The organism is Pedococcus sp. P3_C7 (assembly GCF_056402615.1).
This window is the reverse complement of the sequence record NZ_JBFUHC010000001.1, coordinates 323,178-344,822: the sequence shown is the minus strand read 5'-3', so window position 1 is coordinate 344,822 and position 21,645 is coordinate 323,178. Positions and strand designations below refer to the sequence as shown.

The following is a 21,645-nucleotide window of genomic DNA, read 5'->3' as shown; positions in this document are numbered from 1 at the left end:
TCCCGATCCTCCCATGCAGGGCACGGGCCGGTTCGGCTAGGCCAGCACGTGGTACTCGACCGCCAGCGCCACGAAGGCGCCGGCGAGCATCGACGGCCCGAACGCGATGTGCGAGCGCAGCCCGACCCGTTGCCCGACGAGCATGACGAGCGCGACCACCCCGCCCACGATGAAGCCCGCCAGCAGCGCCACGACGGCGTGACCCACCCCGAGCCACCCCAGCAGGAGCCCGATGAGCCCGGACAGCTTGACGTCGCCGAAACCCAGCGAGCTCGGGGAAACGAACGCGAGGACGAAGTACAGGACGTACAGGGCGGCCATGCACACGAGCGCCCGCACCAGGGCCCGCCAGTCGCCCAGGCCGGCGGTGGCGACGACCACCAGCACCAGCAGGGCCGGGTAGGCGGGCAGGACCAGTCCGTCCGGCAGGCGGTGCACGTCCGCGTCGATCCACACCAGCCCGACGGCCAACCACGCGAAGAGCAGGTATGCCGGGGCGGCGGCCCAGCCCGCGAGGTCACCGATCCGCCAGCCCACCAGTGCCCAGAGCAGGGCCAGCGCGACCGCGGGCCACCACCAGTGCCGTGGCGGGGCTCCGGCCTCGTCGGACTCGATGCGGTAGCCCGCCTCGGCCAGCGACCGTCCCGTCACCGCTCCGAGGCCTGCCCCCGCCACGGCCAGCAGGACGACCACCCAGGCCGCGACGCCCGAGCCGTTGGCGAGCTCGATCATCGGCCGAGCGCCTGTCGCCCGGCGGCGTACATCGCCTGGACGGGCGCCTGCTCACCGGTGAACAGGCGGAACTGCTCGGCAGCCTGGTAGACCAGCATGTCGAGGCCGGACACCACGTCCATGCCCACGGCGGCGGCGGCGCGGGCCAACGGGGTCGGCCAGTCGGCGTACACGACGTCCATGAGGGTGCCATGTCGTCTGCCGACGCCCAGTGCCTGGGCAGCCACCTCACCCGCTGCCGGCGGAAGGGTGCTGATCACGAGTCCGCCGCGGTGGCCCCTGCCCCACGACGCCAGTGGGACGACCTCCACCGCGATCCCGGCATGCACCGCGAGCCTCAGGGTCTCGGGCCGGGGTTCAGCGCGCACAGCGAGCCTCATCCGCTCCACCCCCAGCGCACCGAGGGCGATGACGGCCGAGCGCGCGGTGGCGCCCCCGCCAAGCATGGTCGCCACACCACCGTGGTCGATGTCCGCCAGCGACGCCTCGATCCCCCGGACGTCGGTGTTGTGGGCGTCCCACCCGCCGTCCTGGCGGCGCACCAGCGTGTTGACCGCACCAGTGACGCGAGCGGTCTCGGTCACGGTCGTGGCCACGGTGAAGGCGACCTCCTTGAGCGGCATGGTGAGGCTGAGCCCCCGCCACGAGTCGTCTAGACCAGCCACCCACTCGGAGAGCTCAAGCTCGCGGACCTCGTGCGCGGCATACGTCCAGTCGGCGAGGCCCAACGTGCGGTAGCCGGCACGGTGCAACACCGGTGACAGGGAGTGCGCCACCGGTGATCCGAGGACCGCCGCGCGGCGCGGGTCAGCCACCGCCCTCGCACTTCGGCTTGTTGGCGTCGCACCACTCCTGGCGCTGGGCGTTGTTGCGGTCGTGCTCGGCCTGGGTCACGGCGAAGAGCGTCTCGCCGGTGTCGTAGTTGACGGTCACGAAGTAGAACCACGGCCCCGGGGTGGGGTGGGCGGCTGCTTCGATGGCCTTGGCGCCCGGGCTGCTGATCGGGCCCGGGGGCAGGCCCTTGAAGGCGTAGGTGTCGTAGCGGCTGGACTTCGCGGAGTCGTACTCGGTTTTGGTCAGGTTGCCCCGCTTCTGCAGGGCGAAGTTGACCGTCGAGTCCATCTGCAGCAGCCCGACCGTCGGGCCGTTCGGGTTGTCGAGGCGGTTCTCGACGACGCGGGCGACCTTGCCGCGGTCGGCGACCCCGGCCTCGCCCTCGACGATCGAGGCCACGATGAGGGTCTTCTGGAAGTCGGCTTCGCTGACCCCGGCCTTCTCGAGCTCGGCGACCGCCTGGGCCACCATGATCTTGAGCTGCTGCGTGGCCGTCGCCTTGACGGGGAACTCGTACGTCGCGGGGTACAGGTAGCCCTCGACGTTGCCCTTGGCGCCCGCCGGGAGCCCGAGGGCCTGGGGGTTCTTCGCCGCCGCCGTGTACTCCGCGACGGGTACGCCCGTGCCCTTGGACAAGGCCGCGAACACCTCGCTCTTCCACAGTCCCTCACGCACCGTGACCCGGGGGACGCTGCGGTTCTTGGAGTCCACGAGGATCGCGAGCGCCGCCTTGGCGGACATCTGCTTCTTCATCGTGTAGCTGCCCGGCTGGATCGCGGCCGCCCGTGTGTCGGCCGCAGCGGCGTCGAGGTACGCCTTGGCCGTCTTGACCACGTCGGCCTTCTGCAGGGTCGCGCCGATGGCGCGCCCCGTGTCGCCGTCGTTGACGACGATCTGCACCTCGCCGGTGCCCGGCCCCGGGTAGTCGTTGCTCTCGAGGAACCCCTCGACCATCGGACGCAACACCGTGTATGCCGCGAACGCGGCCACCGCGACGATCACCAGCGCCACGAACAGGCATCCGGTGCGACGCCCCCTGCGGCGCGGTCGGCGCGTGGCGCGACGACGGTCCGCTCGGCTGCGGACCTCGGGCTGGCTGCCGTGCGCGTCCTCGTGCCCCCCGAAGATCGAGTGCTCCAAGTGGGGGTCGGTCATCGCCGCCTGTCCTTCGTCCTGGGCTTGCGCCCACCTGTCCTGACCAGCTCCCCGGGCGGTCGCCCGGAGTTGCGCTCCGTGTCGAGGGCGGCCTGCAGGATGAGGACTGCAGCAGCCTGGTCGACGACCGAGCGCTGCCGCCGACCGTCGACCCCACTCTCGCGGAGGTTGCGGTGGGCATCGACCGTCGTGAGTCGCTCGTCGACCAGACGGACGGGCACGGGGGCGATGCGCACCGACAGCCGCCCAGCATACGTGCGGGCGGTCTCTGCGGCGGCCCCTTCCCCGCCTGCGAGGGTGCGGGGCAGTCCGACCACGACCTCGACGGCCTCCAGCTCGGTCACGATGCCGGCCACTTCCTCGAGGTCGGTCGGGGCGTCAGCGGTGTCGTCGGGATCGCGCGCCACGGTCCGCACCGGCGTCGCCAGCAGGGCGGACGGGTCACTCGCCGCGACGCCGACACGCACGCTGCCGACGTCGATGCCCACCCGCCGGCCGGGGCGGGTGGGCATCGAGGTCGAGGTGGACTGGTTCACCCAGGTCCCTGGGTCGCCGCCTGCACGGCACGGTCGATCTGCCCGAGCGCCTCGCCGGTGCGGCTGGGGTCGGTGCCACCGCCCTGCGCCAGGTCGTCCTTGCCGCCTCCGCCGCCGCCGAGGGTCTGGGCCGCCAGGCGCACGAGCGCTCCCGCCTTGACTCCCCGGTCGCGAGCGCCTGCGTTGGTGGCCACCACGATGGCCGGGCGACCACTGGCCACTCCCGTCAGGGCCACGACTGCCGGGGCTGCGTCGCCGAGGCGGCCCCGCAGGTCCAGCACCATCGTGCGCAGGTCGTCGGCGGTCGTCCCGTCGCCGGCATCGTGCGTCAGCACCCGGACGCCGTCGACGTCGTGGGCGTACCCGACCAGCTTGCCGGTCGCCGCCTGGACCTGTTCCCGGCGCAGCTTCTCCAGCTCGCGCTCGGCGTCGCGGACGCGCGCCACGAGCGCGGCAACCCGCTCCTTGAGCTCGCCCGGCTGCACCTTGACGATGTCCGTGAGCTCGGCGACCAGGGCCCGCTCCTTGGCGAGGTAGTGCAGCGCGTCCATGCCGACGAAGGCCTCGAGACGTCGCACACCCGATCCCACCGACGACTCGCCGGTGACTGTCAGCGCGCCGATCTGGCTCGAGTGCCCAACATGCGTGCCACCGCAGAGCTCGCGCGACCAGGGGCCGCCGATCTCGATCACACGGACCTGCTCGTCGTAGGTCTCGCCGAACAACGCGAGCGCGCCGAACTTCCGCGCCTCCGGCAGGGTCATGTACTGGGCGGAGACGGGGAGGTCCTGGCGGACGGCGAGGTTCGCGACCTCCTCGATCTCGCTGCGGGTCTCGGGCGACAGGCCCTGCCCCCACGCGAAGTCGAGGCGCAGGTAGCCGGGCTTGTTGTAGGAGCCGGACTGGAGGGCTGTGGGGCCGAGCACCTGACGCAGGGCCGCGTGCACGACGTGGGTGCCCGAGTGGGCCTGGCAGGCCGAGATGCGCCAGTCGGCGTCCACCTCGGCAGACACGTCCTGACCGGTCCGCAGCGGACCGGTGAGCACCTCGACGGTGTGCGCCACCAGGCCCTTGACGGGGCGCTGGACGTCGACGACCTTGAGGTGCGCGCCGTCGGCGGTGATGACGCCCTCGTCCGCGATCTGGCCACCGGACTCGGCATAGAACGGCGTGCGGTCGAGCACGACCTGACCGCGCTGGCCGGGCTCGAGCTCCTCGACGCGCTCGCCGTCGAGGATGATGCCGAGCACCTTCGCGTCGCTGGTCAGCTCCTGGTAGGCGCGCCAGTCGGTCGCGCCGAGCGCTCGCAGGTCCTTCCAGACCTCGGTGTTGGCGTGGCCACCCTTCTTGGCCCTGGCGTCGGCCTTCGCGCGGTTACGCTGCTCCTCCATCAGCCGGGTGAAGCCCTCGCGGTCGACCTCGAGCCCTTGCTCAGACGCCATCTCGAGCGTGAGGTCGATCGGGAAGCCGTAGGTGTCGTGCAGCGCGAACGCCTGGTCACCGGCGAGCGTGCTGCCGCCCGAGGACTTGGTCCGCGCGACGGCGGTGTCGAGAATGGTCGTGCCCGAGGCGAGGGTGCGACGGAAGGCCTCCTCCTCGGCATACGCGATCTGGGAGATGCGGTCGAAGCCCGCCTCGAGCTCGGGGTAGGAGTTCTTCATCCGCTCGACGGACACCGGCAGCAGCAGCGGCAGGCTGGGCTCGTCATACCCGAGCAGGCGCATCGAACGCACCGCTCGGCGCAGCATGCGGCGCAGCACGTAACCGCGGCCCTCGTTGCCGGGGGTCACGCCGTCACCGATGAGCATCAATGACGACCGAACGTGGTCGGCGACGACGCGCAGCCGGACGTCGTCGGGGTGCGACTCGCTCGCCGCGTGGCCGGAGTGCGCACCGTACTTCTTGCCGGTCAGCTCGGCCGCCCGGTCGAGCACGGGGTAGACCTCGTCGATCTCGTAGAGGTTGTCGACCCCCTGGAGCAGGGTCGCCATCCGCTCGAGACCCATGCCGGTGTCGATGTTCTTCTTCGGCAGCTCACCGGAGATGTCGAAGTCGTCCTTGGCGCGGACCGCGGACAGCTCGTACTGCATGAAGACGAGGTTCCAGAACTCGAGGTAGCGGTCCTCGTCGACGGCCGGGCCACCCTCGCGCCCGTACTCCGGCCCGCGGTCGAGGTAGAGCTCACTGCACGGGCCACCAGGGCCGGGCACACCCATGTGCCAGTAGTTGTCGAGCTTGCCGCGCCGGGTGATCCGCTCCGCGGGGATGCCGATCATCCGGTGCCACAGGTCGTAGGCCTCGTCGTCGTCCTCGTAGACGGTGGGCCAGATCTTGTCGGGGTCCAGGCCGTAGCCACCCTGCCCCTGGGGCGTCGTGATGAGGTCCCAGGCGAACCGGATGGCGCCTTCCTTGAAGTAGTCGCCGAACGAGAAGTTGCCGTTCATCTGGAAGAACGTGCCGTGGCGGGAGGTCTTGCCGACCTCCTCGATGTCACCCGTGCGGACACACTTCTGCACCGACGTGGCGCGGTCCCACTGCGGAGCCTGCTGTCCCAGGAAGTACGGCTTGAACGGCACCATCCCGGCGTTGACGAACAACAGGTTGGGGTCGTCGTAGACGAGCGGCGACGAGGGGACGATCGTGTGGCCCTTGCTCTCGTAGAACGAGAGAAAGCGGCGCCTGATCTCGGCGGTTTCCATGAAAGTACTCAGTCCTTAGGCGCATGCGGGGCCACCGACGGGCCGGCATGACGAATCGTACGGGCAAACAACAGGGGTGTGCCGGGGCGACGGCGCGGGTGCGCCAACGCCCCTATGAAGCTCGTCCGCCCCGGGGGCCCGTGGGGTCGTCCAGCAGGGCCCGCGCCGAGGCAGCGTCGAGGCGTGCCGCGCTCGCCTCGGGGTCGTCGGCGGTGCCGGCATCGATGCCCAGCGCCAGACGCAGCTCGCCCTCGCGCTCGGCCATGCCCTCGCGGACGGCGGCGGCGAGCTCGCGCAGGCCGTCGCCGAAGTCGGCCAGCCCGTGCGCGACCCCGGTCGGCGTGTAGGCCTCTGCGGCCTTGCTGACCTTGCGCACGGCATACACACCGGCTGCGGCGCCCAGCGCCACCCAGAACAGACGTGCCACGGTCATCAGCCCCTGCGGCGGCGACGGCCGCCAGCGCTGCGGGTGTTCTTGGCACCCAAGGCCGAACGGACCCCGTACGTGAAGGCTGCGACCTTCACGACCGGCGAGCCGAGCGTGGCCGCGAACAGGGCGGTGAGCGCGCTGGCGTTCGTGGTGATCGCCGAGACGTTGGTCGTGATGCCGTCGACCCGGGCCAGCTGCTCGTTGGTCAGGCTGACGGTGTCGGTGAGCTTGAGCAGGGTCGGCTGGACGTTCTCCGTGGTGCTGCGCAGGCTGACCCTCGTCTCGTCGAGGATCTTGCCGGCCTTGCCGATGACGCTGCCCAGTCGGAAGACGAGGAACGCAAAGGCCAGCGCCGCGATGGTGCCCGCGATGTCGCCCAAACTCACTGAATCCATGCGGGCACCCTACCCCGCACCCGACGGCGTCACGAGCGGCGGATGCGGGACTTCAGCCACTCCCACCGGGGGCCGAGGCGCTCCTCGAAACCGCGGTCGGTCGGTCGGTAGTAGTCCGTCTTGCCCTGCAGGTCGTCGGGCAGGTAGTCCTGACGCGCGACCCCGTCGGGCTCCGTGTGGGCGTAGACGTAGCCGTCGCCGTGCCCCAACCGGGTCGCACCGGCATACCCGCTGCCGCGCAGCGAGGGCGGAACCGCCCCACCTCGGCCGGCGCGGATGTCGGCGATGGCCTCGTTGATGCCGGTGTAGGCGGCGTTGCTCTTGGGTGCGAGGGCGTTGTGGACCACGGCCTGGGCGAGGATGATCCGCGCCTCCGGCATCCCGATCTGCGCCACGGCGTGCATGGCGGCAACGGCGGTCTGCAACGCGGTGGGGTCGGCCATCCCGACGTCCTCCGAGGCGGCGATGACGATGCGGCGCGCGATGAACCGCGGGTCCTCCCCTGCTTCGAGCATGCGGGCGAGGTAGTGCAGCGCGGCATCCACGTCTGAGCCCCGCATGGACTTGATCAGGGCCGAGGCGACGTCGTAGTGCTGGTCGCCGGTGCGGTCGTACCGCACGCTCGCGAACGCCACCGCCTGCTCGGTGTGCGCGAGCGTGATCTCGACAGGCCCGTCCACCTCGGCGCCAGCGGGTATGCCGTCCTGCGCCACTCCCGCAGCCGCCTCCAGCGCCGTGAGGGCTCGTCGGGCGTCACCGCCGGAGATCCGCACGAGGTGAGCCGTCGCGTCGTCGGCCAGGGCGTACTCCCCCGCCAACCCACGCTCGTCGGCGATCGCGGCCGCGAGGACGTCGGCCACCTCCTCGTCGGACAGGGACGTGAGGGTGATGAGCATCGAGCGGGACAGCAGCGGCGCGATGATCGAGAAGGAGGGGTTCTCCGTGGTGGCCGCGACGAGGATGACCTGCCTGGTCTCGACGCCGGGCAGCAAGGCGTCCTGCTGGGCCTTGGTGAACCGGTGGATCTCGTCGAGGAAGAGCACCGTCTGGCGGTCGTACAGGTCGCGCTCCCGCGCGGCCTGGTCCATGACGGCGCGGACGTCCTTGACGCCGGCGGTCACGGCCGACAGCTCGACGAACCGGCGGTCTGCGGCCGTCGCGACGAGGTGCGCGAGCGTCGTCTTGCCCGTACCGGGCGGGCCCCAGATGATCGCGCTGAGCGCCCCCGCCGATCCGCCGGACCCCTCGATCAGCCGACGGAGCGGACTCCCGGGCCGAAGCACGTCGGACTGGCCGCGGACCTCCTCGAGCGAGCGCGGCCTCATGCGGACGGCCAGGGGTGGCAGGGAGGCACCCGACGGCATGCCGTCGCCGTCCCGAACGGACGCGGCCACACCGAACAGGTCGTCGTCGGCACCAGTTCCCACGGGTGGCAGGCTATCCCCCGTGACCGACGCGCCCGACCACGCCAACCCGGCCACGAGTCACCCCGACCGATCCGCGTCCGCCCTCTCCCACCTCGGCGGCCTCGTGGGGCGCCACCCGAAGACCGTCATCGTGGTCTGGCTGCTTGCCGTCGTCGCGGCCTTCGCGGGGGCCACCGGTGCTTTCGGGAACCAGTCGCTCTTCGACCGCCTGCAGTCCGGCGAGCCGTCCGTCGCCGGGGAGAACCTCCAGGGTCGCGACCAGCTCGTGGCCGCGGGCCGGTCGGCCACGTCGACCTACATCCTCCAGGTGACGGGGGCCGATGCCGCCGCGCCCTCGGCAGTCGCGGCCGTCCGCTCCGCAGCCGAGGCGATCGGTCGCGTCGACGGGGTGGCCTCGGTCGCCGCGCCGCAGCTCGTGCCCACGGGCCTCGACAGCCCCGCCGCCAAGGCGCTGCTGCCGACCTCCGGGGACGGGTTCGCAGTGGTGGTGAGTTTCGAGCGCGGGCTCCCGGGCGAGGAGCGCGACCGGACTCAGACCCAGGTCGACAAGCAGTTCCACTCCCTCGTCGCCTCCGTGCCCGGCGGCAAGGGCACGACGGGTGGGCTGTCCGACCTCATCGAGGCGATCACGTCCCAGGTGGAGGTCGACCTGCGGGCCGGCGAGGGGATCGCGCTACCGATCAGCTTCCTGGTGATGGTGCTCGTCTTCGGTGGTTTCGTGGCAGCCGGGATGCCGATCATCGGGTCGATCGCCTCCATCGCCGGCGCGCTCGCGTCGCTGCTCGGGTTCTCGCACGTCATCGACCTCGACGCCACCGTCGTCAACGTCGTCACGGTCCTCGGGCTGGGCCTGTGCATCGACTACGGGCTCCTCACGGTCAGCCGCTTCCGCGAGGAGCTGCGCAGCCGGGTGCAAGGTCGCCCTGCGGCCGAGATCACGCGCGACGAGGTTCTCGCGTCGGTGGCCCGCACCGTGGACTCGGCCGGCCGGACCGTCGTCTTCTCCGGCCTGACCGTCGCGATCTCCCTCGGCGGACTGCTCGTGTTCGAGGCGTCGATCCTCAAGGCCATCGGCTCCGCCGGCCTCTCGGTGGTCCTCGTGGCCATGCTCGTGGCCCTCACCCTGGTCCCTGCGCTCTGCGTCGTCGGCGCGCGAAGACTGCTGAGGCGCGGCACCGAGCAGGCCCCCGACGAGGGCGTCTTCTCCCGCCTTGCCACCCGCGTGTTCCGTCATCCGCTGCTCGTCATCGTCGCCGTGCTCGCCGTCCTCGGAACCCTTGCCGCCCCCGCCCTCCACCTCCGCCTGACCTCCTCCGGCAAGGAGCTGCTGCCGGTCAGCGCACCCCAGCGTGAGTTCTTCACGGCGCTCGAACGCCACTACCCCCAGCTGTCCGGTCCCGACGTCCAGGTGGTCGCCGAGGCAGGGCTCCAGCAGACCCAGTCGTATGCCGCCTCGCTCCCCGTCGTCGACGGGCAGCGCCTCACCGGCCGCGTCGAGAGCGTCAACGCCGGTCTGACCGTCATCGAGATCGACACCCCGGGCGGCGCGCTCGACGACGGCGCGCGTGACGCCGTGACCGCGCTGCGGGCCGACCGCCCGGACTTCCCCACCACGGTGATCGGTGAGGCCTCAGGCCTGCGGGACTTCACCGACTCACTGCGCGAACGCGCGCCCATCGCCTTCGCGCTGGTGGCCCTCGCCACCCTCGTCCTGCTGTTCCTCATGACCGGGTCGGTCGTCATCCCGGTCAAGGCCCTGCTCATGAACGTCGTGTCACTCGGCGCCAGCTTGGGCGTCGTCGTGTGGATCTTCCAGCAGGCTCACCTCGAGGGGCTCTTGCACTTCGACTCGGTCGGGGCGATCGAGTCGACGATCCCGATGCTCGTGCTGGCCTTCGGATTCGGGCTGTCGATGGACTACGAGGTCTTCCTGCTGTCGCGCATCGTCGAGCTGCACGAGCGAGGCGTCGGCAACGACCAGGCCGTCATCGCGGGTCTGCAACGCTCCGGGCGGATCATCACGTCCGCGGCGGTGCTCGTCGTCATTGTGTTCTCCGGGTTCGTCGCCGGGCAGCTGCTCGTCATCAAGGAGACCGGCGTCGGCCTCGCCGTGGCGGTGCTGCTCGACGCAACCCTCGTCCGGATGCTGCTCGTGCCCGCCACGATGGCGCTGCTCGGAGACTGGAACTGGTGGGCGCCCCGGGGGCTGCGGCGCTGGCACGCCCGCTTCGGGATCACCGAATGACGTTGCGGCAGATCACGTCCCACGCTGCCCTCCTCCACGCCACCGGTGGCAGCGCGTTCATCCGCTACGACATCCCGTCGCCGTTGGAAGGCACCGGCTACTCGCTCGGTGACGCCGTGGCCCTCCCCCGACGCACCCACACCCGCCGGCTCGGGATGCTGGTCCTGGGACCCACCTCGCACGTCGGGCGACTCGTCGGCGAGATGCTCACCGAGGGGGTCCTTCCCCCAGAGCTGCGGTCCGTCACGGTCCAGAGGGGGTCCCTGGCGGCCGTTGCCGCACACCTGCGGCTCACCGAGGGCAACGAGTGGGAGTGGCTGTGTGCCTCAAGCGCACCGCTGGAGGTCCCCGCCGAGTCCGGTCTGGTCACCCTGGAGGACACAGACCTCGGCGAGATCCGCGACCTCCTCGACGTGGCCAACCCGGGCACCGACGCGCGGCCCTTCGAGTTCCCCGACCAGCACTGGGTCGGGGCCCGCAACGGGTCGGGTCGCCTCGTCGCGTGCGGCGTCAGCGAACCCAACGTCGCGGGCTGGCCCGTCCTCTCCGGCATCACCGTCCATCCCGACCACCGCGGGACCGGGCTGGGACTGGCCGTCACGGCATACCTCACCCGGGAGGCGGTCCGCGAGCGCGGAGTCTGCACCCTCGGGATGTACTCCGACAACGCCGTGGCGCGCCGGCTCTACACCGGGCTCGGCTACGGCGACGTGCACGAGTGGTCGAGCCGCCGGCTGGCCGACTGACGACACCGGGCCTCGACCTGCGCGAACGCTGCTGATGTGCCTACATTCGTCCTGACCCAGCAGCTCTGACGAGAGGACTGACATGGCCACCGTGTCCAACGGCGACGTCGAGATCCACTACGAGGACAGCGGCGGCTCCGGCCGTCCGGTCGTCCTGATCCACGGTTGGCCACTCAGCGGTGCCTCGTGGTCCACGCTGACGCCGGCTCTCCGTGACGAGGGCTACCGCGTGATCACCTACGACCGCCGCGGTTTCGGCCAGTCCGGCAAGCCAGGACCCGCCTCCTCCTACGACTACGACACCCTCACCGGCGACCTCGACGTCCTGATGACCGAGCTCGACCTGCAGGACGCCAGCCTCGTGGGGTTCTCGATGGGCGGCGGCGAGGTGGCGCGGTACGTCGGGACCAACGGCGAGGACCGCGTCCACAGCGTCGTGTTCGCGGCGGCCATCCCCCCGTGCCTGCTGAAGGACGACGACCACCCTGACGGCGCCCTCGACCTTGACACGGTCAGCGGCATGCAGGGCCAGCTCCGCGCAGACCCCAGCGGGTTCCTCGACGGGTTCCTGACGAACTTCTTCAGCGCCGACGGCGACCTCAAGGTCACCGAGGAACAGCGCCAGGAGGCGCTCACCCTGGCCGCCCAGGCCGACGTCCATGCCGCGGCCGAGTGCATCCGCTCATGGGTCACCGACTTCTCGCCCGACCTGTCCAGGGTCAGCGTCCCCACCCTCGTCCTCCACGGCGACAGCGACGCCATCGTGCCGTTCGAGGTCTCGGGTCACCGCACCCACGAGGCCGTGACGGGCAGCGAGCTCGTCGTCCTCGAGGGTGGGCCCCACGGGATCTTCGCCAGCCACACGCAGGAGTTCAACGCGGCCGTCGTCGCCTTCCTCGCGAAGTAGCCCACCACCACTCGCGTCCAGGTCAGGTGACGTTGGCGGGGTCGTACATCTTCTGCTCGACCAGGACCATCCAGTTGCCCGAGTTGTCGCGGCACACGGCTTCGACGCCGTAGGGGCGGTCGGTCGGCGGCTGGATGAACTCGACCCCCTTGGCGACCAGCTCCTCGTGGGTCTTGCGGCAGTCGTCGACGTTGAGCCCGAGGCCGTTGAGGCCACCGGCGTCCTGGGCCCGCTTCATCGCCTCGACCAGGTCGGCATCCATCGGCGGGCCGGGGATGGCGAGGTTGACGAGCAGCTCGGGCTGCGACGGGTGGATGACCGTGCACCAGCGGTAGCCGTCGCCGAGGGTGATGTCGTCCTTCTCCTCGAATCCGAGGACATCGGTGTAGAACTTCTTTGCGTCGTCCTGGTTCTTGACGAAGACACTGACGATGGCGATGTTGTTGATCATGCTCGGAGCCTAGGAGCCGTCGGGTCGGGGTGCTTCTCCTCGATTGCGGACTGCTCTGCCACCGTGACGGTCGACCGCTCCGCGAGGCCCCACATGAAGACGTAGCAGCCCGGGATGTGCGGCGCGCCGGCGACGGCATACCGCGCCTGGAACTGCGACGGCGTCTCCCCCACAACCGCCTTGAACCGGCTCGAGAACGAGCCGAGGGACGCGAATCCGACCGCGAAGCAGACCTCGGTCACTGACAGGCCGGTGGCCCGCAGCAGGTCCTGGGCTCGCTCGATACGACGCTGGGAGACGTACTCCCCCGGCGTGAGCCCGTAGGTCGCCTTGAACAGCCTCAGGAAGTGGTACTTGCTCAGCCCCGCCACGGCGGCAAGGGACTCGACATCGACCGGGTCGGCGTAGCAGCGGTCCGCGTGGTCCCGCGCCCGGCGCAGGTGCACGAGCACGTCGCCGGGGGCCCGCAGTGCCTTGTCGCCCACGCGCCCATTGTGCTGGTATGCCGCCCGCTCGAGGTGAGCGGGCGGCATCCGGATAGTGCGTGGTGAGACCTCAGGACCCCGTGCCGACCTTGTCCGTGTCGACCTTCGCGTCGACCGCCTTGGCCTCGGGCAAGGCGTCGACCCCGGCCTCCTTGCGCTGTTCGGGCGTGATCGGCGCGGGAGCCGCCGTCAGCGGGTCGTAGCCGCCACCGGACTTGGGGAAGGCGATGACGTCGCGGATCGAGTCGGTGCCGGCCAGCAGCGAGACGATGCGGTCCCAGCCGAAGGCGATGCCACCGTGCGGCGGGGCGCCGAAGGCGAACGCGTCGAGCAGGAAGCCGAACTTCTCCTGCGCCTCCTCCTGCGACAGACCCATGACCTTGAACACCCGCTCCTGCACGTCGCGGCGGTGGATACGGATGGACCCGCCCCCGATCTCGTTGCCGTTGCAGACCATGTCGTAGGCGTACGCCAGCGCGGGGCCGGGGTCGGTGTCGAAGGTGTCGAGGAACTCGGCCTTGGGCGAGGTGAACGCGTGGTGCACCGCGGTCCAGGCGCCGGCGCCCACTGCGACGTCGCCGGCGGCGACCGCCTCGGACGCCGGCTCGAACAGCGGGGCGTCGAGCACCCACAGGAACGACCAGGCGTCCTCGTCGATGAGGTCGCAGCGCCGGCCGATCTCGAGGCGCGCGGCACCGAGCAGGGCGCGGGAGGACTTGGTCGCACCCGCTGCGAAGAAGACGCAGTCGCCGGGCTGGGCACCCACGTGGGCGGCGAGGCCAGCACGCTCGGAGTCGGACAGGTTCTTGGCGACCGGCCCGCCGAGCTCCCCGTCCTCCTGGACGAGGACGTAGGCCAGACCCTTGGCGCCGCGGCTCTTGGCCCAGTCCTGCCAGGCGTCGAGCTGCTTGCGCGGCTGGGAGGCTCCGCCGGGCATGACGACGGCGCCGACGTACTCCGACTGGAACACCCGGAAGGGGGTGTCCTTGAAGTAGTCGGTGCACTCGACGAGCTCGGTGCCGAACCGCAGGTCGGGCTTGTCGGATCCGAACCGACGCATCGCCTCGCCGTAGGTCATCTGAAGGAACGGCGTCTGGAGCTCCACCCCGATGAGCTTCCAGACCTCGCGGACGACCTCCTCGCCGAGCTCGAGCACGTCCGCCTGCTCGACGAACGACATCTCGATGTCGAGCTGGGTGAACTCGGGCTGGCGGTCGGCGCGGAAGTCCTCGTCGCGGTAGCAGCGCGCGATCTGGTAGTACCGCTCCATCCCCGCGACCATGAGCAGCTGCTTGAACAGCTGGGGGCTCTGCGGCAGGGCGTACCAGGACCCCGGTGCGAGGCGCGCGGGGACCAGGAAGTCGCGGGCGCCCTCGGGCGTGGAGCGCGTCAGGGTCGGCGTCTCGATCTCGATGAAGTCGCGAGCGCCGAGCACGGAGCGGGCGGCGGCGTTGACGCGCGACCGCAGCCGGATGGCGCTGCCGGCCGAGGAGGCACCGGGGCGACGCAGGTCGAGGTAGCGGTGCTTGAGGCGGGCCTCTTCGCCCACCGTGACGCGCTCGTCGATCTGGAACGGCAGAGGGGCCGAGGCGTTGAGCACCTCGATCTCACCGGCGATGACCTCGATCTCACCTGTCGGCAGGTCGGGGTTGGCGTTGCCCTCCGGGCGTGCCTTGACCTCACCCACGACGCGCACGCAGTACTCGTTGCGCAGGTCGTGGGCTCCCCCCTCGTCGAGAACCTCGTCGCGGACGACCACCTGGGCCACGCCGCTGGCGTCGCGCAGATCGAGGAACGCCACTCCACCGTGATCGCGCCGACGGGCAACCCAGCCCGTGAGCGTGACGGTCTGGCCGGAGTGGTCGGCACGCAGGGTGCCGGCCTCATGGGTGCGGAGCACGAGAGATCCTTCGATTCGAGCGGGTGGTGAACCCGGCCATCCTACGGACCGGGCCACGCGGCATACGAATCGGTTTGCTGCGTCGGCAGCTCAGCCCGCGACGTCCCTCTCGACGTCTTTCACGATGTCTCCCACGATGTCCCCGTCGACATAGACCCAGCGGCCAGCCCGCCGCACGAAGTGGCTGCGTTCGCGCAGCACCCCCTCGGAGTGGGCCGCCTCGAACTCCACCTCGCCGCTCTGATCCCCTTCGCGGCCGTCGGCAGTTGCCAGCACGGTCAGCCCGAGCCACTGCATTCCGCGGTCGAGCTCGAGGGCCGCAGGACGCGTTCGGGGGTGCCAGGTGCGCGTGAGGTAGGCCTCGTCCCGCACCACGAAGGCACAGTAGCGGCTGCGCATGAGCTCGACCGCGGTCGTGGCCGCCCGCTGGCCGTCGTGCAGTGGCCCGCAGCAGCCGGCATACGGGCGACCGCTCCCGCAGGGGCACCCGGTCGTGGCGCCCGTCCCGAAGATGCCCACTCAGTCCACCGGCTGTGCGCAGGCGCGGCTGGTCGCGAACGGTCGCTTGCGGCAGGGAGCCGGGATCGGGTGGGTCATGGGGTCACGCTAACGCAGCGCGATCCCGCTGGCCTCTTGCCGCCGGGCCACGTCACCAGGCCACCGCACCGGACCGCTCACCACACCCGGCCGATCCGACTACCCCCGGCATGCCGGGTGGCTCGGCCACGGGGCGTCGTGCGCCCGGAGCGTGGCCCAGTCCAGGTCCCGTGCCGCGAGGGCGGCGAGGACCGCGATCGCGATCGTGGCGTTGGTGACGCGGCCGGCGAGGACCGCGTCGCGCACCTCTTCGAGCGGGGCCCAGCGCACCGGCATACCGAGCTCCTCGCCATCTCTGGCATGGCGCTCGGACTCGGGGACGCGGGCGAGGTCGCGCGCGAGGTAGATCCGCAGGGCCTCGTCGAGGCCGCCTGGTGAGCTGACGTAGTCGGCGAGCACGTGCCAGGTCGCGGCGGTCAGGTCGGCTTCCTCGTGCAGCTCGCGAGCGGCACCCACGTGGGGCGGTTCCCCCGCGACGTCGAGGAGCCCGGCCGGGATCTCCCATTCGAAGGCCCGCACCGGGTGCCGGTACTGCTGGATGAGGCAGAGCCGACCCTCGTCGTCGAGGGCTGCCACGGCCACTGCGCCGGGGTGACGGACGTACTCGCGGGTCACCTCGCCGGCCTCACCGAGGTCGACGCGGTCGCGCACGACGTCCCAGACCAGCCCGTGCATGACCACCTCGGAGTGGCGTACCGGCAGGGCCTCGTGGCGGTCGGCGAGCTCTCCCGGGGCGCCGGACCCCCCGTGTCCCTCGCTCACGCGGAGGCGTCGACCGTGCTGCGCGGTCGCTCGACCTCGACCAGCCGGGCAGCACGCTGGGCGTTGATAGCAGCCTCGACGAGTCCCGCGAACAACGGATGGGCCCGGTGCGGTCGGGACTTGAACTCGGGGTGCGCCTGCGTGGAGACGTAGTAGGGGTGCACCTCGCGGGGCAGCTCCACGAACTCGACCAGGTTGTCGTCCGGCGACAGGCCGGAGAAGACCAGCCCGGCCTCCTCGAGCTGAGCTCGGTAGCCGTTGTTGACCTCGTAGCGGTGCCGGTGCCGCTCGTCGACCGCCACGGCGCCGTAGGCCTCCGCGATGACTGATCCCTCGGCGAGCTTGGCCGGGTAGGAACCGAGGCGCATGGTGCCGCCGAGGTCTCCCGCGCCCTCGACGAAAGCCTTCTGCTCCTCCATCGTCGCAATGACCGGAGCAGGCGTCTGGGGGTCGAACTCGGTCGAGCTGGCGCCGGCGATGCCGGCGACGTTCCGGGCGTACTCGATGACCATGCACTGCAGCCCGAGGCAGATGCCCAGCGTCGGGACCTGGCGCTCGCGGGCCCACCGGAGGGCACCGAGCTTGCCCTCGATGCCGCGAACTCCGAAGCCGCCCGGCACGAGGACGGCGTCGACCCCGCCGAGGGCCTTCTGGGCGCCGGACTCGGTCTGGCACTCGTCGCTGGCGACCCAGCGGATCGAGACCTTGGCGTCGTGGTGGAACCCGCCGGCCCGCATGGCCTCGGTGACCGACAGGTAGGCGTCCGGCAGGTCGATGTACTTGCCGACGAGGGCGATCTCGACGGTGTGCTCGGGGCTGTGCACCCGCCGCAGCAGCTCGTCCCAGTCGTGCCAGTCGACGTCACGGAAGTTCAGGCCGAGGCGACGGATGACGTAGGCGTCGAGCCCCTCCTTGTGCAGGACCTTCGGGATGTCGTAGATGCTCGGGGCGTCGACGGCCGCGGCGCAGGCCTCGGTGTCGACGTCGCACATCAGCGAGATCTTGCGCTTGATGCCGTCCGGGATCTCGCGGTCCGCACGCAGCACGAGCCCGTCAGGCTGGATGCCGACCTGCCGCAGCGCGGCAACGGAGTGCTGGGTGGGCTTGGTCTTGAGCTCGCCGCTCGGGGCGAGGTAGGGCACCAGCGAGACGTGCAGGAAGAAGACGTTGTCGCGGCCCACGTCATGGCGGACCTGGCGAGCGGCCTCGAGGAAGGGCAGCGACTCGATGTCGCCGACCGTGCCGCCGATCTCGGTGATGATGATGTCGGGAGCCTCGGACCGCGAGACCCCGGGGCTGCCGGCCGCCTGGGCCCGCATGCGCTCCTTGATCTCGTTGGTGATGTGCGGGATCACCTGGACGGTGTCGCCGAGGTACTCCCCGCGCCGCTCCTTGGCGATCACCTGGTTGTAGATCTGCCCCGTCGTGACGTTCGCCCTGCCCACGAGGTTGCTGTCGAGGAAGCGCTCGTAGTGACCGATGTCGAGGTCCGTCTCGGCGCCGTCGTCGGTCACGAAGACCTCACCGTGCTGGAACGGGTTCATCGTGCCCGGATCCACGTTGAGATAGGGATCGAGCTTCTGCATCGTCACCCGCAGACCGCGAGCACGGAGCAGATGTCCGAGGCTGGAGGCGGTCAGTCCCTTGCCCAGAGAAGAGGCAACGCCGCCGGTTACGAAGATGTGTTTCGTCTGTTCCACCACGGGGTTCAAGCCTACGTCATCCCGGGCAGGGCTGAGTACCAGTCGTGCCAGCGACTCGCCGTGGCTTTGCCGTCGTCCCACGATGTGGCGCGCTCCCGGCCGGCCCTGGAGGCGGTATGCCGTGCGGCTGGGTCCGTGAGATAGCGCTCCACGGCGCCTGCGAGGGCCGAGGGGTCGCCCACGGGCACGAGGGTGCCCACGCCCGCCACGAGGTCCCTGAGGCCGCCGGTGTCGGTGGCCACGACCGGCACGCCCGCCGCCATGGCCTCCTGCACGACCAGGGCGCGTGCCTCCCAGCGGCTCGGGAGCACGAAGACCTCAGCCGCACGCAGCCAGCGCTCGGGCTCGGCCTGCGACCCGACGAAGTGGACCGGCGCACCGACGGCTTCGGCCCTCAGCCGCAGCCCGCGGAGCAGGCCGTCCTCACCATCACCCACGACCACCCACACCGCAGGTGGCGCAGGTTTCTCACCCATTCGGACCGATACCGAGGCCGCGGCGTCGACCAGGGTCTCGAGGTCCTTCTGCGGGGCGATCCTGGCGATGGTCACCATCAGCGGGACGCCAGCCGCGGTCTCGATTCCGTTGTCCCGCAGCAGATCCACCGCCAACGCTCCGCGTTCGTCATCGCCCGGCGGCTCGTGGGTGAGCAGCCCGGGCACCCGCGGCGACGGCACCGGCGCGAGGCGTGGCTGGTGCGCGCCATGGCGTCGAGCCTCGTCGACGAGGTCGCCGCTGGCGCCGGTGACCAGGGTGGCACGACGAGCGACGAAGCGCTGGACCGTCGTCGAGACGCGACCACGCAGACCGCCCGTGGTCAGGACGGCGTTGTGCTGGCTCACCACCACCGGGGTGCGCGTCCCGACGGCGACCAGGGTCGCCACCAGACCAGCCTGGTGCCCGTGGGCGTGCACGACCTCGGCACCCCGGATGAGGCGGCGCAGCCGCCACAGGTGGCGCAGTGAGCCGATCACCCCGGCTGCCCGGCCAGGCCACCACAGCCGTGCCTGCGCGATGCCGAACCTGTCGGCGGTCAGCTGGTCGGTGACGAGGCTGACATCGTCGCCCAGCTGGCGCAGCCCCTGCGCAAGGTCGACAGCATGGGTCCCGATGCCGCCGGTGCTGCGCCCGATGAGCATCACGACCTTCACAGCTCGCTCCCTCGGCGCCGACTGCGGCCACGCTCGCGCAGTGCCTGCATGGCCTTGCGGTCGGCCACCATCATCACGCCCAGGTAGGCCACCAGCGTCACCAGCCCGGTCAGCAGACCGCTGCCCAGGGCCGACCACAGGGAGTCCGGCGACAGGCCTCTCGCCACGGTGTCGCCCACTGCGAGGCCGACCGCCACCGCCACGACGGCAGCCCCGAGCGTCCGGCCCGAGCCCTGGACGGCCTCGGCGCCCCAGGCCCTGCGGACCAGCAGGGCCAGCAGGACGGCCGAGACGGTCATGCCGAGGGTCGAGCCGACGCCGAGCAGGCCCAACGTGGTGCCGGCACCCGAGCTCTCAGGGATGAGCGCGATGGGGATGAGTGCGGCCAGGGCCCACCCGGCCGCCACGGCCAGGGCCGCATGGAGCGGGCGGCCTCGGACATAGAGAGCGCGGGTCAGCAGCGCGGCCACCGAGAAGCCCACGAGTCCGGGTGCGTAGGCCGACAGGGCACCGGGCAACGCTGCCAGGGCGGCGGCCCCACCGGCGTTGGCCGCGCTGTCGAACGAACCGAAGAACACCCCGACCGGGCGGGCGACGGCCATCAGCACGGTGACCGCGCCGGCCGTGAGCAGCAGGATCCCCCTGAGGGCGCCTGCCAGGGTGTCGCGCGCGGAGGTCCCGACCTGCTCCTGCAGCTCCTCGGCGGCGCTGGTGTGGGCCAGCGCGGGAAAGGCAGACGTCGCGATCGGGACGGCCAGCACGGCATACGGGAGCAGGTAGACCGCCTGGACGTAGGTGTAGACGTTGACGACACCGGTGTCGATGGTGCGCGGCGCGTGGGTGAGCCACAACGTCGCCGCGACCGCGGTCTGCTGTGCGACGAGGGCGAGGACGCCCGCAGCGGCGAGCGAGCCGGCGCGGCGGGCCACGCCGGCGGGAAAGGTGAACGTGGGTCTGAGGCGTACCCCGGCCCGCACGGCGGGCACGAGCAGCGGCAGGCTCAGCACGACTACGCCGAGCGTGGTGCCACCCGCCAGCACCCACATCGCACCGGTGGACAGGTCCGCGGGGGTGGTCCCGGGCGCGGCCGCGAACCGGTAGGCGACGTAGGCGCTGATGACCACGAGGCTGGACAGCAGGGGCGCCAGTGCTGCGGCGAGGAACCTGCGGTGGGCCTGCAGCACCCCCGCCAGCACGACGCCGACACCGTAGAGCGCCACCTGAGGCGCGAACACCACGAGCATCGTGGTGCCGAGCTCGGCGGCGCCGGCCACCCTGCTCTTGCGGAACAGGAGGTCGCTGATCCACGGTGCCGACAGCGCCAGCAGGGCCGACAGGGGCACCAGCACGGAGACCGCCCAGGTCAGGAGGGCCGACGCGGTGCGGTCGGCGTCCTCGCTGCGACCGGAGGCGAGCTGTCCGGCGATGAGGGGCACGGCGACGGCCGCCAGGGCCCCACCGGCGGCGACCTCGTAGACGACGTTCGGGAGCATGTTGACGGTCTGGTAGGTGTCGCCCACCCCACCGGCGCCGACGGTGCGCGAGAACACGATGGTGCGCCCGAAACCAGCCAGCCGGGCGAGCAGCGTCACGACCGCGATCACTGCCGCGGCCCTGGCGACCGAGGTGCCGACCGACCTCGCCGTCATCGGCGGCACCGCATCATCGACGACCCAGGGCGTCCAGCTGGCGCAGCACCGGGGTGGACTCGATGACCTGGGTGAAGGACACCTTCTCGGAGGCCAGGGTCAGGGCGGTCAGGGCGCCGAGTGCGACCCATCGCCCCCGCCTGCCGGTGCGCTGGACGAGTGCGGTGCCGAGCAGTGCTCCGGCGCTGTTGGCCCCGGTGTCACCCAGCATCGCCTCACCGGAGAGATCGGGACCCAGAAGCCCCACGGCGGCGCCGGCCGCGGCGCCCGCGGCAGCCCCTGAAAGCCGTGACGTCGCGGTGAGCGCGCCGAGCAGGATCGTGGCCTTGAGGGCGCGGCCGGGGCGCAGGTCGAGCAGGTTGAGCAGGTTCGCCGTGCCCGCGATCACGGCGCCGCCCACGAGCGTGTCGACAGCCCCGGGTATGCCGCGTGCCCCGTTGGCGTCGGCAGCGCGCGAGGCCCGGTCGATGAGCGCGGCCGACACCAGGCCGGTGATGCCGAGGCCCACGATCTTCACTGCGCCGGTGGTGACCTCACCGCGGGCCAGGGCGCTCAAGTGACCCTTGAGACCCTTGCTGCTGGAGTCGCCGGCCAGGTCGTCGAGGCCGCCGAGTCCAGCCGAGGCCACGGCGGCCACCACGGGGCCTGGGCCGGCACCCAGCAGGGCTGACGCGCCCGCGGCTCCGACGGCATACGCAGGACCCTCGAGGAGGGTGACCGTGCGCCCTGCGTGGTTGGTGCGGTCCCAGGTGACTGACCCGCCCGGCGGGCGCTCGCGCAGCAGACGCAGGGCGGCGGCCGCGAGGGCGCCTGCCACGGCGCCGGACACCAGTGCACGCAC

Annotated in this window: 20 protein-coding genes; 3 read left to right on the top strand and 17 right to left on the bottom strand. The window is 71.4% G+C overall.

Features of this window, described 5'->3' with window-relative positions; translation table 11 throughout:
* Window positions 1-36: 36 nt before the first annotated feature.
* The 8 genes from AC1DS4_RS01620 to AC1DS4_RS01585 form a co-directional block, all read right to left on the bottom strand.
* The gene (locus AC1DS4_RS01620; RefSeq protein ID WP_477612699.1) at window positions 37-732 is read right to left on the bottom strand and encodes a prepilin peptidase; all 696 of its coding nucleotides are present in this window, start codon (window positions 730-732) and stop codon (window positions 37-39) included.
* The gene (locus AC1DS4_RS01615) at window positions 729-1,547 is read right to left on the bottom strand and encodes a shikimate dehydrogenase (protein ID WP_477612698.1); all 819 of its coding nucleotides are present in this window, start codon (window positions 1,545-1,547) and stop codon (window positions 729-731) included. The genes AC1DS4_RS01620 and AC1DS4_RS01615 overlap by 4 nt, the downstream gene beginning before the upstream one ends.
* Complete coding sequence (gene mltG, locus AC1DS4_RS01610) at window positions 1,540-2,721, bottom strand: endolytic transglycosylase MltG (RefSeq protein WP_477632044.1); 1,182 nt, start codon at window positions 2,719-2,721, stop codon at window positions 1,540-1,542. The genes AC1DS4_RS01615 and mltG overlap by 8 nt, the downstream gene beginning before the upstream one ends.
* Window positions 2,718-3,233: a Holliday junction resolvase RuvX gene (gene ruvX, locus AC1DS4_RS01605; RefSeq protein WP_477613412.1), complete on the bottom strand. Its 516-nt coding sequence runs from the start codon at window positions 3,231-3,233 to the stop codon at window positions 2,718-2,720. The genes mltG and ruvX overlap by 4 nt, the downstream gene beginning before the upstream one ends.
* Before the next feature lie 20 nt (window positions 3,234-3,253).
* Complete coding sequence (alaS, locus tag AC1DS4_RS01600; RefSeq protein WP_477632043.1) at window positions 3,254-5,956, bottom strand: alanine--tRNA ligase; 2,703 nt, start codon at window positions 5,954-5,956, stop codon at window positions 3,254-3,256.
* A 112-nt stretch (window positions 5,957-6,068) separates the two neighbouring features.
* Complete coding sequence (locus AC1DS4_RS01595; protein WP_477632042.1) at window positions 6,069-6,389, bottom strand: DUF6167 family protein; 321 nt, start codon at window positions 6,387-6,389, stop codon at window positions 6,069-6,071.
* Window positions 6,389-6,772, bottom strand: a complete 384-nt coding sequence (locus tag AC1DS4_RS01590; protein WP_477613411.1) for a DUF948 domain-containing protein — start codon at window positions 6,770-6,772, stop codon at window positions 6,389-6,391. Before AC1DS4_RS01590 ends, AC1DS4_RS01595 begins: the two co-directional genes overlap by 1 nt.
* Window positions 6,773-6,810: 38 nt before the next feature.
* Window positions 6,811-8,145, bottom strand: a complete 1,335-nt coding sequence (locus tag AC1DS4_RS01585; protein WP_477632291.1) for a replication-associated recombination protein A — start codon at window positions 8,143-8,145, stop codon at window positions 6,811-6,813.
* A gap of 82 nt (window positions 8,146-8,227) precedes the next feature.
* On the opposite strand from AC1DS4_RS01585, the gene AC1DS4_RS01580 reads away from it, so the two are divergent.
* The 3 genes from AC1DS4_RS01580 to AC1DS4_RS01570 all read left to right on the top strand — a co-directional run bounded on the left by AC1DS4_RS01580 (window position 8,228) and on the right by AC1DS4_RS01570 (window position 12,106).
* On the top strand, window positions 8,228-10,453 hold the full coding sequence (locus tag AC1DS4_RS01580; protein WP_477632041.1) for an MMPL family transporter: 2,226 nt from the start codon (window positions 8,228-8,230) through the stop codon (window positions 10,451-10,453).
* On the top strand, window positions 10,450-11,199 hold the full coding sequence (locus tag AC1DS4_RS01575) for a GNAT family N-acetyltransferase (RefSeq protein ID WP_477632040.1): 750 nt from the start codon (window positions 10,450-10,452) through the stop codon (window positions 11,197-11,199). The genes AC1DS4_RS01580 and AC1DS4_RS01575 overlap by 4 nt, the downstream gene beginning before the upstream one ends.
* 82 nt (window positions 11,200-11,281) lie before the next feature.
* Entirely contained in the window at window positions 11,282-12,106 is an 825-nt protein-coding gene (locus tag AC1DS4_RS01570) for an alpha/beta fold hydrolase (RefSeq protein WP_477632039.1), read from the top strand.
* Window positions 12,107-12,128: 22 nt separating this feature from the next.
* Here the strand turns inward: AC1DS4_RS01570 and AC1DS4_RS01565 are convergent, their stop codons facing one another.
* The 9 genes from AC1DS4_RS01565 to AC1DS4_RS01525 all read right to left on the bottom strand — a co-directional run bounded on the left by AC1DS4_RS01565 (window position 12,129) and on the right by AC1DS4_RS01525 (window position 21,645).
* A complete protein-coding gene (locus AC1DS4_RS01565) occupies window positions 12,129-12,557 on the bottom strand; it encodes a VOC family protein (RefSeq protein ID WP_477612691.1) in 429 nt (142 codons plus the stop codon).
* Window positions 12,554-13,090 carry a helix-turn-helix transcriptional regulator gene (locus AC1DS4_RS01560; protein WP_477612690.1) on the bottom strand — a complete coding sequence of 179 codons (537 nt, stop codon included), beginning with the start codon at window positions 13,088-13,090 and terminating at the stop codon, window positions 12,554-12,556. Before AC1DS4_RS01560 ends, AC1DS4_RS01565 begins: the two co-directional genes overlap by 4 nt.
* A gap of 22 nt (window positions 13,091-13,112) precedes the next feature.
* A complete protein-coding gene (gene aspS / locus AC1DS4_RS01555) occupies window positions 13,113-14,942 on the bottom strand; it encodes an aspartate--tRNA ligase (protein WP_477632038.1) in 1,830 nt (609 codons plus the stop codon).
* Between the two features lie 90 nt (window positions 14,943-15,032).
* Window positions 15,033-15,461 carry a YchJ family protein gene (locus AC1DS4_RS01550; protein WP_477632037.1) on the bottom strand — a complete coding sequence of 143 codons (429 nt, stop codon included), beginning with the start codon at window positions 15,459-15,461 and terminating at the stop codon, window positions 15,033-15,035.
* A 177-nt stretch (window positions 15,462-15,638) separates the two neighbouring features.
* A complete protein-coding gene (locus AC1DS4_RS01545; protein WP_477632036.1) occupies window positions 15,639-16,301 on the bottom strand; it encodes an NUDIX domain-containing protein in 663 nt (220 codons plus the stop codon).
* On the bottom strand, window positions 16,298-18,004 hold the full coding sequence (locus tag AC1DS4_RS01540) for a CTP synthase (protein WP_477612685.1): 1,707 nt from the start codon (window positions 18,002-18,004) through the stop codon (window positions 16,298-16,300). The genes AC1DS4_RS01545 and AC1DS4_RS01540 overlap by 4 nt, the downstream gene beginning before the upstream one ends.
* A gap of 11 nt (window positions 18,005-18,015) precedes the next feature.
* Window positions 18,016-19,155, bottom strand: a complete 1,140-nt coding sequence (locus AC1DS4_RS01535) for a glycosyltransferase family 4 protein (protein WP_477612684.1) — start codon at window positions 19,153-19,155, stop codon at window positions 18,016-18,018.
* The gene (gene murJ / locus AC1DS4_RS01530; RefSeq protein ID WP_477612683.1) at window positions 19,152-20,804 is read right to left on the bottom strand and encodes a murein biosynthesis integral membrane protein MurJ; all 1,653 of its coding nucleotides are present in this window, start codon (window positions 20,802-20,804) and stop codon (window positions 19,152-19,154) included. The genes AC1DS4_RS01535 and murJ overlap by 4 nt, the downstream gene beginning before the upstream one ends.
* A 13-nt stretch (window positions 20,805-20,817) precedes the next feature.
* Entirely contained in the window at window positions 20,818-21,645 is an 828-nt protein-coding gene (locus tag AC1DS4_RS01525; protein ID WP_477612682.1) for a hypothetical protein, read from the bottom strand.